Source organism: Rubrobacter marinus (assembly GCF_011492965.1).
Lineage (GTDB): Bacteria > Actinomycetota > Rubrobacteria > Rubrobacterales > Rubrobacteraceae > Rubrobacter_F > Rubrobacter_F marinus.
Genome location: NZ_CP045122.1, coordinates 227921 through 241873 on the forward strand (window position 1 = coordinate 227921; position 13953 = coordinate 241873).

8 protein-coding genes are annotated in these 13953 nt (G+C 67.0%); all 8 read right to left on the reverse strand.

Annotation, left to right across the window (positions count from 1 at the left end; genetic code table 11):
- Positions 1 to 202: 202 nt before the first annotated feature.
- On the reverse strand, positions 203 to 1456 hold the full coding sequence (locus GBA65_RS22370; RefSeq protein ID WP_166398835.1) for a RecB family exonuclease: 1254 nt from the start codon (positions 1454 to 1456) through the stop codon (positions 203 to 205).
- Positions 1457 to 1460: 4 nt separating this feature from the next.
- Positions 1461 to 7916, reverse strand: a complete 6456-nt coding sequence (locus GBA65_RS22375; RefSeq protein WP_166398836.1) for a DEAD/DEAH box helicase — start codon at positions 7914 to 7916, stop codon at positions 1461 to 1463.
- Between the two features lie 11 nt (positions 7917 to 7927).
- Entirely contained in the window at positions 7928 to 9349 is a 1422-nt protein-coding gene (locus GBA65_RS22380) for a hypothetical protein (protein ID WP_166398837.1), read from the reverse strand.
- Positions 9350 to 9386: 37 nt separating this feature from the next.
- Positions 9387 to 9782, reverse strand: a complete 396-nt coding sequence (locus GBA65_RS22385) for a hypothetical protein (RefSeq protein ID WP_166398838.1) — start codon at positions 9780 to 9782, stop codon at positions 9387 to 9389.
- A 159-nt stretch (positions 9783 to 9941) separates the two neighbouring features.
- Complete coding sequence (locus GBA65_RS22390; protein WP_166398839.1) at positions 9942 to 11084, reverse strand: hypothetical protein; 1143 nt, start codon at positions 11082 to 11084, stop codon at positions 9942 to 9944.
- Positions 11085 to 11138: 54 nt separating this feature from the next.
- On the reverse strand, positions 11139 to 12344 hold the full coding sequence (locus GBA65_RS22395; RefSeq protein WP_166398840.1) for a DNA cytosine methyltransferase: 1206 nt from the start codon (positions 12342 to 12344) through the stop codon (positions 11139 to 11141).
- Positions 12341 to 12964 carry a very short patch repair endonuclease gene (locus tag GBA65_RS22400; RefSeq protein WP_228282052.1) on the reverse strand — a complete coding sequence of 208 codons (624 nt, stop codon included), beginning with the start codon at positions 12962 to 12964 and terminating at the stop codon, positions 12341 to 12343. Before GBA65_RS22400 ends, GBA65_RS22395 begins: the two co-directional genes overlap by 4 nt.
- Before the next feature lie 340 nt (positions 12965 to 13304).
- A complete protein-coding gene (locus GBA65_RS22405) occupies positions 13305 to 13763 on the reverse strand; it encodes a hypothetical protein (protein WP_166398841.1) in 459 nt (152 codons plus the stop codon).
- Between the last annotated feature and the right edge of the window lie 190 nt (positions 13764 to 13953).

Sequence of the window (13953 nt, forward strand, 5' to 3'; positions counted from 1 at the left end):
ATGGGCGTGAATCGACTGATTGCCGGGCTTCGGAAGCGGACACGCCTCTCCCTCTCGTATACGCGGTCGTTTCGGGGGTTCGCCTCAGTGTACCCGACCGGCTCGAGCGGCGGACATAGCCGCCGCCTCGACTCGGCCCATGGCCGGGAAACGCGGAACGTCCAGGCCCACCCGTCGCCTTCGCCGATCCGGCGAGAGGTTGCTACTCGGACGGACCGGCCTCTTCGACGAACACGCGAAGTCGCAGTGCCGACGGCCACGAACGCCCCGGGCTCCTCCCATGAAAATTGCGAGGATGAGCGAACGCGCCGTGATGCGGCAACTTCTCGCTCGGCTCCAGACCGAAGAGCCAGACGAAGTCGTCGCCACGCAAATCTCCTACGCTCGGCTCAGCCTCTAGGCCGGAGACACGTACCTTACGGCCGGCCGCATCGAGAAGTAGCAGTTCGTAAGACAGTCCTCCTTCGGGGATCGCTTCGAGCACCCCTCCCCAGATGTCGAATGGGGCGACCGGCCCGGCAGTCGACGTACTCCTCCACCACGAGGGAGCCACGCGCCGGTAACGGGGGCAGCGATGCCGGATACGGCATCGCCCGCAGTGCGGTCCCTCGCGTGCGAGAGACTCGGCGGGGACGTTCCGCCCAGGCGGCAGTCCCTCTAGGCTGGCATTCAGCAGCGTCTCGGTCTCGGTCCGCGCGGCCTCGTCCCAGGGGACTTCTACGCGCTCATTGCCTTGCAGCCACAACTTCACGGTGGCAGAAGGATCGATCCGCTCGATCATCAAGCCGTACAACCGCACCTGAAGCGCGTACGCTTCCGGAGGATGGCCGTTCTCGTCCGCGACACGCCCGGTCTTGAAGTCGACGACGTGCAGGACGCCGTCGAGACCTCGCTCGATGAGATCGGGACGTCCCGAGAGGCGCAGGGCGGGCACTCGCAAAGCGCGCTCGGAGCCGATGGGAACCCCCGGCGAGGTCTCACTGCGGTTTCGCCCCGGCTCCCCCATAGCCCGAGGATATCCTCGGCCCCGATGGGCTCCGGTGCGGGACGGGCCCGACGAGACGGCGACCCACTCTCGCAGCGACGTCGTCCTCTCCAGCCAACTGGTCCGGTCGATGGCCCGGTCGAGCGGAACGAAGCGCCGCGTAGACGGGTCGCCTGCGAGTTCGGCCTCGATTTTCGCCTTCGCGGCTCCGAAGGTGGCATCCACCGCGTCTCTGACCTCCTCGTCGGACCCGAGCGGTCTGCCCCGTAGTTCGTGCCTGACGGCGTGGATGAGTTCGCCCAGTATCGCGAGGGGGTTGGGGGGAAGGAGATCTTCTTCTCGCAACCCATGAACCACGGACAGCGGGCATCGACGGAGGTCCGGGAAACGGGAAGGACTCAAGACCTCCGGAGGACGGATCTCGCGGAGAACGGGGGGCAGCGAAGGCAGCGCGTGTTCCGACCGCTCCACCGGGTCACCAGCGGCCTTCGCGTATCCACTCCCGGACTTGCACCGGCCGGCGCATCAGGTTGAACGTGTCCCAGCAGTCCACCGGGCCGTCCAGCGAAGCCTCTTCCTCCGCCGTCGCCAGTACCGTGTCGGGCGGGGGTTTCTCGGACCCATCCCAGTCCCAGAGAGGATGGGCTATCAGGACCCACCGCGGCATTACACCGCCGCGGGAGTCCAACCGGAAGGCTGGGACCATCCCGTCCGCGAAGTCGCGAGACTCACCGCCGAAGCGCCGCACCATCTCTTCGGCCAAGCGCCCGGCCGTGCTCTGCCAACGCTCGAGCCCCAGGTCGGCGAACTCGCCGTCCAAGCCGCACGAGAAACCCGGGTCCAGCATTGCCCGGATGTAGGTGAGGCCGAGCCGCCAGTCGAGGAGGCCGTGGTACGGCTGATTGCCGTACCTTAGCAGGCAACGGTAGCAGGCGGTATCGCAGTCTTCGTGGTCTTCGGCCAGCAAACGGTCTAGCGGGTACTCGTCGCGGTCCGTAAGTATCGAGAGCAGGATGCGCAAGATCTTGGGTGCGCCGCCGTCGGATTCGCTGAGGTTGCGACAGAAGCCCGCCCCGTTCACCAACTCGTCCGTGATCTGCAGAAGCGGCAGGCGCGGCTCCACCCCATACGGACGCGGTTCGAGAACCTCGAGCTCCGACGGGTCGATGTCCAACCCTGCAGCGGCCCGGTCCGCGACGAGGAAGGTTGCGGACAAGGCCGCCGCCCTGACGCCCTGCCATCGAAAGACGACGTAATCGTCGGAACTTCGGGAGCGCGCCGGCAACCTGTGCAGGGAGAGAGCGTCGTGCACCACAGACGGCGCAATGTACAAGGAGTCGGTCGTCTTCGGGGCAGCCAGCCATAAGGGTTCTTCCCCACCGCTCGCTTCGAAGCCAGGCAGATTCGGGCCGTCGACCACGGCTTGGTCCGGCAGACGGATGTGACCGCGTCCGAGTCGCACGCGCTGGCTTCCGCGGGAGAACTCGAACCCCATCGGCTCGCCTTCGACCAGCGGTCCTCGGTTCAGGCGGTACGTGCGCGCCCGGGGATCGAAAGCCACCCGCGCCCGAGCCCGGAATCCGACGTTCGCGTCCAGCTCGCACGGCCGGAGCCCGAGGGACTTGCCTTCGGCTTGGACGGACCGATGCCGCGTACCCACCGACGGTTCGTCTTTCGCCACGGGCCCGAAGTCGGTACGGAAGGCGTTCGGGACGGCGCAGTCCCTGCCGGCGTCGACGGACACGAAGGCACTGCAAGCCTCGCACCGTATCTCCTCGACCCCCTCCGTGTCGCCCAGACGAGCCCAGGCGCTGCACGCCGGGCACTGGACCATACGGAACATCTCGCCGAAGGGACTACCCTGGAAACCTATCGCATCGGCGTCTTCCCGGTTCGGGACGTACTCCGGCAGCCCCAGGGACGGGGTGATCCCGACGCACCGATGCTCGTGCTTGTCTTTCACCACCGTGGCGCCGGGAGCGAATTCGTAGATCGCCACGTCGAGGTCCCGGTCTATGGATCGCGCCACCGGCCTGTTGTCCTCGATGCCCAAGCCAAGGTAAAGGTCGCGCACGCGCGTCGGCATGCCGTACATGGGCAGCAGACCCAGCTCCGCGAGGCTGTGGGCCAACCCGCGGGCTACCCCCGAACGGAGGCTGTCGTCCATCTCCCGTAGCAGTCTCTCGGCGTCCGCCGCCAGAGGGCGTTCGAGATCTCCATCCGCGTTCAGCAAGTCGCGGAATGCCTCGGCCATAGGACGTGTCGCTCCGAGGGCGTCACGCAGGCGAGCCGGCCAACCGGAGCGTCCGTCGAGGTACGTATTGGTCGGCAAGAACTCTCCGTGTATATCTGGTGGGGACATCAGGTCCCCAGGGTACAGCCCCAGGGGGCGGGACCTGTCCTCCTCGCGGAGACGCGAGAACGCGTCCACGAGCCACCTCTTCCTGACGAACCGCTCCGCGATTTCGGTCATCCTCCGGGTCAGGAAAGGCGTCGGCGGCACGTCCCCCGTTATCTTGCGCGGTTCGTGGAAGTAGTAGGTGTCGTGGCTCCGCGTCCTGCAGATCGTCAACGCCATGGAGAAGGCCTGACCACGCCTGCCCGCGCGTCCCACCCTTTGCTGGTAGTTGAAACGTTGGGGCGGCATATTCGACTGCAAAACCGTCTGCAGCGGTCCTACGTCTATGCCAACCTCCATCGTCGTCGTGACCGTCAACAGATCGATGGTCTCCTTGGCTTCGAAGGCTCGATCCGAGACCCGTAACCGGGTGTCGATCACCCGATCCTCCGACGAGGAGCCGTTCTCCTCGGTCGTCCCGTCCGACGACCCGTCGGGGTCCGCCTCCCCGTCACGGATCGCCAACTCCTCGACGCGCGGCACGAAGATGCCCCGGAACTTGCGTTGCCGCAGGGCGGGATCCTCCGTCTGCCCGGTCAGCTCCTCGCAGTGCAGACGGAACGCGGAATCACCATGACCGTTCGAGGTCTCGGGTGCCATGCCGCGGACGACCTTCCTCGCGAGGAAGTTGTCTCTGCGCACCCTCTCGACGCGCCCCTCGGCCTCCTCGGGGAGTTGGGTAAAGCAACGCGTGCAAACGCCGGCTCCAGGATGGAGATGGACCCGGGAGCAGACCCCGCAGCGCCAGTAAGGGTCATCGGCCTCGGCGAGCCTGATCCTGACCGCGGGCAGGCGTACGATGCCGCCTCCGTGGCCGGCTCGCCCGAGGTCGTCGATGGCCTCCATGAGCCTCGTCTCGGCCGCATCCCCCCAGGCGGCACGCGCGAAGTCTTTGACCCGACGCGTCCCCACGTCGCCGTACACGGTCCACGGGGCCACCTCGTTGTCCTCTCTGTGATACGGATTGGGTTCGTAGCGGTAGGAGTCGGTTATCACCCGCAGGAGAGCGGAAAGGAGCGACACGCGGTCCGCGGATCGCCTGTCTCCCGGCAGGTCGTCCGGGCGCACGGTGACGTAGCCGAGGCCCGATTCTTCGGGCGAGAAGTACGTCCTGCTGAAAACGACGTCCGTCATGGTCCGATGGAATGCGCGCACCAGTTGTCGCCGCGCGGTGTGGCGGGTCGCGTCAGACGTCGGATCCCCGCGCCAGAAGACCTCGCCGTCGCGGATCTCGAAGAGATCGTCCCAGTCGAACCGGCGCGTCCTGTTCTGTTCGTTCAGTCCCGCCGGCCGGTCCACCCCGGCGTCGTCGTAGGGATGCACGCCACGACGCACCATGTCCGCGATGAGCCACGAGACCCCCTTGCCGGGCCCGAAAGCGTCCCAGTCGTCCGGGTGCTCGACCACCGAGGAAAGTTCGATGGAGGGCTCGAGGCAGGCGCGAAGCTCCTCTTGCAACTCCGTGCGACGCGGCATGGCTTCCTGCACCTCGTCGAAATCTTCCCTGGCAGCCGCCGCGGATATGGCTCTCTGGATCTCTGCGAGCTCCGCCTCCACGACCTCCGCATCGCGCTTCGACGCCAGGAACCTCCGCAGGTTCCCGATCAGCAGCTCGCGCCGCAGGTCTTGGTGATGGTTGCTCTCTATGTCCAGGGCGGCCTTGGCCGCGTCTTGACGGCTGTCGGAGAAGGATATGAGCTTCGCGCCCTCCGGGTTGGCGACGCGCTGGGCGTCGAACAGCTCGGTCGCGAGCAGCTGCGTGGTCTTGGCGAAACCGGCCCGAAAGTTCCGCACGGGAGAGAGACGCCCCATTCCGAGGCTGCGTCTATAGTAATCCGTGCCGCACTTGGGGCAGGCGTAGGGCACGTGCGTTTCGGACGAGCGTCGGCCACGATCGTGCTTGTCCAGGGCATTATCCCTCTCATAGACGAAGCCGCGGACCACGTTGCCTGGCGGGGCACCGCCACCCCGACGCCCGTCGGGGACTCTGCTGACTACGCCCGTCTCGCGATCCAAGAATGCCCGTAGCCAGCTACCATGATCCCTGCTGCCGGTCTCTCCACGAATCCGAGTGTCGTGGGAGCCGGTGGGCCAGAACAGCGCGTACTGCTTGAAAGACAGTTCCTCGAAACGCTGGGAAGCTGCGGCGTCCGGCAGACCGTCCAGCTGCGGCTCGTGGGGCAGCAGTTCCGTGTGGAAGCCGGCCCCGCCCGACCCGTGCGAACGCATGCCCCCGAAAAAGAGCTCGCCACAGCACTCGCAGTAGAGGAGCTCGAATTGCCGGAGCGACTGCCGACCTTCCCCGGGCATCTCGTAGTCCTTGCGCCCTTCCCGCTCGACGCTGAGGCGCCCGACCTCCACGCCACGCGTCGAGACCTCCTCGGTGGACCCGGCCCCCGCCTCCTTCGATGCCGGGGCGTACAAGCCCTCTATGCTGCGGAAGAAAGTGTGCATCCGGAACGATCTAGCGTCCGAGGCATCCCCTCTCAGGAAACCTTGCAGCCCGTCGCCGGACCCGCGCACGAAGAGCAGCGCCCTCACCGCTTCGAGCGCCGCGTCGAAGGGGACCTCGGCGGGCGTGCCGCCGAGCCGGCGCAGGTCCTTGAAGAGGAACCATCCGATGCGTCGCACCGTCGTGGCGCGAGTCCGGTCTTCTTCCGCGTCCCAGCACGCCGCCACCAGCCGGGCCGACGCCTCCTCAACGCAGCGCTCGATCAGGTCCCTCGCATCCGGGACGTCGTCGACGCCCAGGTCCCACGCGACGGCCCGCCACAATCGCTCGACCTCGTGGTCTACGGCCGGATCCGGGGCCGAAGCAGTCTCGGCACGAACCATGTCCTCGCCTCTCCCTTGTCCGAGCGCGTGCTCGAGTAGGTCGCGGTAGGGGCGCGAGTCCAGGGAGCTGAGGCCCGCCGACTCGCGGGCCGATCGAACCTCCTCGCCCGGCACGATGGAACCCCGCCACCGGGCCTTGCCCTCCTCTTCGGAGGTCGTGGACGCGGGTAGGCCGAAGCGGCCGAACATGTCCCAGAGGTACTCGGTGCTCGCCTGGGCCTCCTCTTCCGGTTCCGCGGGCAGGGAGGCGCTGGACGCCAAGATGCGAAGTTTGTGCCTGTGTTCCTCCCTCGTCAACCCCAGGCGGTCGAGTAGCAGTCGCAGCAGGTAGGCCACCTCGGTTCCGGCCGAGCCTCGCTGGAGGTGCAACTCGTCGAGGATCAGATAGAAGTACGAGTCCGGCTTCTCCAACCACTCGCGGGTCTTGGAGAAGATCGGCTCGTCGACCTCTCGGGTCAGCATGGCGCTGAGCATGCTCACGTTGGTGATGAGGACGTCGGGCGGGTGAGCCTGCATGTCCCAGCGCGACACCACCTCCCCGCCATCGACCGAGGGGAACATGAACGGGGCTTCGTCTCCGAACGCGGAGGGAGCCCGCCAGAGATCCGCTTCCGTGCCTCCCGCGTGGTAGCGCGCGGAGCGTTGGTCTTCTTCCAATGCGACCATCCGCTCGAAGAGCTCCTTCTGCCTTCGCCGTCGCCGGGCCAGCTCGGAAGCCCGTACCTGCCGCAGTGATACTCCTCCGTCCTCGTCGGCCCCGCCAACCGGGACGACGCGGTCGAGTCCCGGGTCGTTTTTGTCGGCATCCAAGATGTTGCGGAAACCGGGGTGGTCCTCGTGGCCCGTGACGGGCGTTTTGCCCGTGTACCTGCCGAAGAATATGCGGTTGCCGTCGAACTCGCGATCCATGACCTTCCGAGCTTCCCGCGAGTCGAGAGCCCTCCTGAGCCGCACCATTTGGTCTTCGACCAGGGCGTTCATCGGATAGAGGACGAGGGCGCGCACCGCGGCATCCCGCTGCTCTCCCTCCCGATGCGGACGGAAAGGGCTCCGCCTGGGGTTGTCCGTCGTGGGCCGTAGCTGCGGCGGTATGGCCTCGTAGCGGACCTTGGGCCTGCCTCTTTTGTCGGGTTTGGTGTAGGGACGTCCCGTCGAAGGATCGTGCCACCAGCGCCTTCGCAAGAAACCCTCCTCGGGCTCGGGCCAACCTTTCGCCTCTTTGGAGAGGGAAGCGAGTAGGGGCAGCAGGAACGCTTCGGTCTTGCCCGAACCCGTGCCCGAGGTCACTATGCCCGGCGAACCCGTGCGCGTGCCTCGACCGAGCATTTGTACTTGGTGGGCGTAGGGCGCGAACTCGCCCACGCGCTCGGTAGGCACGTCCTCCCCCTCCGTCCTGGACCGCGACGGGAACAGTCCTGCCAGCACCAGTTCGACGAAGGCTCGCCGCTCCTCGGTGTCGAAGTCGGGAAGGATGTCCGTCCCCGGTTCTTCGGCCTCGACCAAGTCGTGCAAGTCGAACGGCGCCGACGCGTACTTGGGCAGGGGCTCGATTAGCGGCTCGGTGCAGAGCGTTCCCGGAGTGGTCAGCAGGCGCCGCCTCTCGTCGGCCACGCTTTCGTCGTGGATTCGGAAAGCCGTGTCGAGGTAGCTCAGGTACAAGTCCCGGATCCTCAGGAAGCTTCCGATGGGGTCCTGCATGTTCTCCTCCCCTAACCTTCTCCGCGGCCGAAGTAGAAGCAGCCTACCTCGGAGATCCATTTTGCCAACCGTCGACGATAGCCGAAGGCCATCGGGTACCTGTACTCCTCCACCGTCGCGCCGTCGCTGCCCAACACCGGCCCGGCCAGGCCGTCTCCCAGCACGGCGCACAGGCGGCCGATGGGCAACGGCAGGTATACGCCCTCTCGCTCCGGACGGGCGATGGGCGACCGGGGCTCGAGAACGAAGGGCGGAGACTCCTCGTCCAAGGAATAGGCGAGCAGCAGCGCCCAATTGCGTGCATAGGTCCAAGCCCATTCCTCGCCGTCCACCAGAACCACGTAGATGGTGGCCCGTTCCCGGTGGGTCCGTTTCTCGACGCGGACGCCCCCGCCGCGCGAGCGGCCTTCGTCCGGCGACACGGCGACGAACCGGCCCGAGTACCAGTTCCAACGGCCCTCCGTCGCGAAACCCGCAGGGGCCGCCCCCTCGCGCAACTCCTCTTGCTGGTACCCCGGGCTCACGTCCAGCGCCCCCTCGGCGGAGCCCCCGAGGGGCCAGCGGAGCCATCGCGGCGGGGCGAGCCCCAGCTCGGCGGAGATCTCCGAGAGAGCGGACGGGGAGTCGCACTCGACGCGCACGACGCGCGGCATCCACCTGCAGGGAGGCAGTGAGGCGTCACTGCCAAGACACCCGCCTCCGACGGATCGCCGCGCCTGCCCCTCCAGCACGGACGGGACCAACCCCAGCAGGGCGGCCCGCACGCGCCCTCCGACTCCGAACGCGACGAAGCCCGGCCGACGAGCCACGACATAGGTCGCCCGTCTGCCCTGGGCGCGTGCGACATCCATGGTTCCGGCCTCGACCCACCCCCGTATCAGGTCGTAGTAGAGGCCGGGATCGTCGCGGAACGGTACCCCGATCATGGCCGCGAAGAGGTCCAGCAGCACGCCGAACCTTACCCCGCTCCTTTTCACGGACAGCGCGGCGAGCGCGTCGGCGAGGTGGCCGACTCGACCATCGGGCTCCACTCCGTGCCAGCGTGGCCGGACCTCGGTGCCGTTCGTGGGGCGGGGGACCACGACTGCTCCGCTCGCGTGATCCCTACCCCGGTCTCCGTACTCGCGCAGGGCACGCTCGATTCGCGGGACCTCCGAGACGGGAACGACCCGGCCGTCCGGCAGGCGAACCGCTTTGCGTCGGCTGTCGTGGATGGCGCCCTGCCAATGGCGCCGCGCTCCGGCATCCGCGCAGCGGCGGTCGGCCCGTCTCGTCGGGAAGTCCGTGTCACCGATGAACAGGAGGAGATAGGGCCGGTTCCTGGGACCGACCACCAACCAGTCGAACCCGACTCTCGGCGTCGGGCTGAACTCGCCGACCCCCGGGCCCAGATAACGCAGATCCGGCTCCAGATCTACGAGGTCCGGCGTCACGCCGACGTTCTCGTCGCCGAGTCCCCGGACGCGATACCTAGGGGATGTCCCGCCCGCCCTCCGTCTCGCCGGTCCCGGGAGCGCAGGATTCGACGAAGTACCGACCGGCGGGCAGGCGTTTGTAGTCGTGGGGAATCTGTCTGCCGACCAGCACGAGCGTGGTCTCGCTACGGCGGGCGTGGCCTTCGGGGTCATGCCACGACACCCGAATGGTCCATCGACCGGGGGCCCGCCGAGCCAACCACTCCGGAAGTCGCCACTCGTCGCCCTCCGCAGAGGATGGGCTCGCCTCGTCTACCAAAGCTTCTTCCTCGTCCAGGACTTCGACCCGCTCGGCTGCGTCGAACCGCACCACCGGCAGGAAGCCGGGGAAGGCGTAGAATCCGGCCCCGGTGCGGACACCGCCCGCGAGGCGCACCGATGGGGGGATCATGGTCTCCTGCAGGTGCTTCGCCTCTTCGAGGCCCGCGGGGCCTCGGCCCGGACGACGACCTTGCAACCCGTCACCTGTTGCCAGCCGGGACCCGCGACGGGCGGGCCGTCCCACCGTAGGCCCGCCCGAACGCTCGGACCTTGTCATCCCTCACCAATGCTACGTCGGCTTCGTTCGCTTCGGAGCCCCTACGAGCCGGTATTCGTTGGTTATCAACTCTCGAAACACCAGCACGCCGCGTCCGGCATGCATGGAAACTTTCGGGACGCGAAGCCTTCCCTCGAGGGCCGCGATTGCCGCGCCGTCCATCCCCGACTCCTCCGCCTCGCCGGGTCGGTCCGCGACGAGGAAGCGGGAGAACCCCCCGATCTCGTCCTCGAGGTCGCGCACGGAGAAACCCGCGGGCGGTCGCACCCGATCCGAGCAAGCAACGTATGGGAAGAGCTCGCCGTCGTCGGTGAAGGCCATGAGCCCGACATTCATGGCTTCTTCGGGAGTGCCCGGACTCTCCTCGCGAGGGGGCAATGCTTCCTGGCGTATGGCCCTCCAGAAGGCGCTCTCGCGCACATCGGCGCCGACTTCCACGAAGTTGTCGACGAACTCCTCGAGATCCCGGCGGAAGGACTCGCCAAACGATGCTTCGTTCTCCTCCAGTGCGGCTACCACGGGCGCTATGGGAGGCTCCTCCCCGACCAGATCCCTCTGTACCAAGAGCAGCCGCAGCGTGTGTCGGTCACGGCGGTGCGGGAAGGCGAGGAACCAGGACGGCCCTATGATCTTGCGGTAGCTGTCGTATGGCGGGAGCACGAGCTCTCTGTAGCCGTCGGAGGACGACGCTCTCCTGGCGATCCATGACGCGAGGTCCTCCCAGAACATCGGCAGGTGCCTCAGATGCTGGTAGCGCCCGAACAGCCGCTCCATCCTTGCATGGAACCCGTCGTCGCCCGGAGGAAAACCGTAGGCCACCAGACAGGTGAACCAGAGGGCGGCGAAGAAACGGGGAGGCCGGTCGTGGAAAGGCGTCCACCCCCGGTAGTCTCCGCAGAACCCCTCGAAACTGATGCCGGGTGGCATCTGCGACAGAACGGTCTCGACGAAGGTTCCTGCTACGTCTTCCGGGGCTGCGGAGCGGTCGCCCACGACCTCCAGGAGCTCTTCGGGGGTAGCCGGGATACGCTCTACGGGTTTGTCGAGGAAGCTTCCATCGCCGCGGAAACAGTAGGCGACGAGCCGCTCGTTCCACCTCTCGTAATCCCACGTGCGCCACTCGGCGTCCACGGTTCCCCTAGCCTGCTGCTGCAAAACGACCTACGAACACCTGCCCGAAACAAGGCAGCGCTTTCCCCCGACAGCATTCTACCCCGTCGCGGACAACTGCGCCTGCCGTTCGTGGCTCCTCGGGGCGACCTTGCGGTCCGTTGCGCCGACGCTTCCGAGCGCGTGTTCCGCGATGCGCATGGTGAGAAGGGGCGGGACGGCATTTCCGATCATCCGCGCCCAGGCAGTGCGCTTGTGCGTCGCCCCGAAGTCGAAGAAGTCGGGGAAGGTCTGTATGCGGGCAGCCTCGTGCGGGGTGATCGTGCGCCGCTGGGAAGGGTGGACGTACCGCCCCTGCCCCATCGAGCCGAACCCGGTCGTGATGGTCGGCGCGGGCTGATCCCAGCGGAGGCGGCCGTACACGGAGTAGTAGGTGTGGCCGGGATTATCGCGATGACAAGGAGGACGCAGGTCGTTGGGCAGATCGTACTCGTCCTCGTCGAAAAGCCACTTCATGCGCCATACATTGTCTCCTTTGGGGATCGAAGGGCTGTCGAACCCACCCTCCGGTGCGACGCGTTCGAGATCGGATATGGCCCATCTCAGGTCGCGCCCGTGACGCTCCGTATCGTCCTGCAATGCCTCGAGTACCTTCGTGGGCACGACCTCGTGGTCTCGACTAGCAAATAGGATGTGCCGCCTGCGGCGCTGGGGCACGCCCACCGGCCACAGGTCGACTACCGCATCGTGTACCCGGTATCCATAACGATCCAATGCTTCTTTGGTGGCTTCGACGACCTTCCCCTGGTCTTTCAGCACGTCCGCCACGTTCTCCACGATCACGAACTTGGCCTCCAAGACGCGCGCCGCCCGGGCCATCCGAGCATAGAGGGCGTTGCGCGGATCGTTGCGCCGCGTGTGGTTGTTCAGGTTCGAGTTGCCTTGGCAGGGGGGACCCCCCAAAAGAAAGTGGACGCCGGAGCCCGTATGGGCCCTGGTCCTCCGCTCCGCTCCGGTAATCCGGTCTTCCAAAGCCCCGTCGAACCACTCGCACACGTCGTCTCGGTGGCAGTCGGCGTTGGCGAAGTTGTCCCCGAAGACGCCGATAGCATCCTCGTCCTCGTCGATCGCCAGCGGGACGCGGACGGCTTTCCCTTTCAGGTGTGCGGCGTGAGCCACCCCGAGAGCCATTCCCCCACAGCCCGAGAAGAGGTCGACCACTTTGACCTCGCCACTGCCTTCCTCGTACTGCGGGCGGACCTTGCTGCGCAGAAACTCCCGGTCGTCCTGCCTCGGCAGGTTCAACCGGATCGCCTCTTCGGCCTCGCCGACGTTCGTCCGCGAGCGGACCCGCGAGCAGCACGGGGACCCTTCGGTCGGCCTTTGTCGCGTCCGGTCTTCCTGGGACCGACCTCGTGGCGCACCACGTCCCATGCGCGGAGCAGGCGAAGCTCCCGCCTCTCCCAACCTTCTCCTTCCTGCGGGACCGGATCCACACGACTCACGCGCCAGTCGCGCTCGTCCGGCAGCCGTTCCCCACGCATCGCCGCCTCGACCACCCGAACCACCTTGTCGAGTTCCTGATAGACCTCATGCTCGAAGACCCTCACCACGCGCCAGCCCGCAGCTTCGAGGCCCAAAGTCAGTCTGCTGTCGCGCTCGACGTTGGCGAGCAGCTTTCCGGACCAGAACTCCTCGCTGGATCTAGGCCGCGAATAGTGGGCCGGACACCCGTGCCAGAAGCATCCGTCCACGAAAACCGCAACCCTCGCTCCCGGGAAAACCACGTCTGGACGCCCCATCGGCGCCTTGTAGTTCAGGCGGTACCGCATACCGGCACGCCACAGAGCGGAACGCAGCAGGCGCTCCGGGGAGGTGTTCTTCCCCTTCACCCGCGCCATGTGCTCCGACCTGGAGAGGCTCACGGACGGCCGTCTTTACCACCGAAGGTTCTCGGCGCGGCCGTACTCCCAAGCAACACGACATCGGAGCCCGAGCGGCGAAACGCGATCTCGTTGTCGGCGCCGAGCATGTTCCGGGGAACGGGCGCGCTTCGCAGGCCACGCGAACCCGGAGCCCCCTTCGTCTCGATCATACGAGCATTTTCCTTTCTCGGTCGCATCGCGGAGCGTGCGCCTCGGGCAGCGCGCCGCGAGGCCGACCAGCACCGCGGTTTAGATACGAGCACGCTTTGCGGCAAGCGTCGTCGGCGCCGGGACGGTGCGGAAACGCAACCGTCCTCGCCACGGTTCGGAGCTCGACGGTCTACTCGACCGCCCCGATCTCGTAGCGCTCGGAACTGCCGGGCTCCGTCACGTCCTCGACGGCCACCGCACCAGAGTAGCCGAACGCCCTCAGCGCGCCGAGGAGTCGGTCGACCGCTTGGTAGGGCGATTCCGCATCCGAGGCGGTCACGAGGGCTCCGAACGGCACGCCGCCCATGGTTACGGCCTCGTACCCCTCCTCCGATTCCTCGGTCTCGGAGACATGATATACGACCACGGCCACCCGTTCGCCCCACTCGGGGCCCGGCGGCGCGGGCGTGAAAGCGGCCACCATGCGCGCGATTATCAGGTCCTCCGTTCCGACTAGCGAGGGATCATGGGGTGACTCGACGTAGCGCGCCCTTATCGAACGTCCGTCTTCGGAGGGGGCGAGCACCTCTGCGCGAGATCCGTCGTACAATAGCAACTCGTCTCCCGGTCCGAACGTCCCGAGCTCCATCGGCCTCCCTCCCGGCCCAGCCGTCGCCTTTGTCGGGCCATATTACTCGCTGACGTCTCCTACCGCACCGGCGGGACCGTCCGGTCGCGCAAACCCCCTTCGAGTGGATCCGGTGGCCTCGAAACCCCTCTCGCGGCCACGACGCGCCGTCGGTCCTCCCCGTCCGCCTCCGGCACCGCGAGCTCCCCGG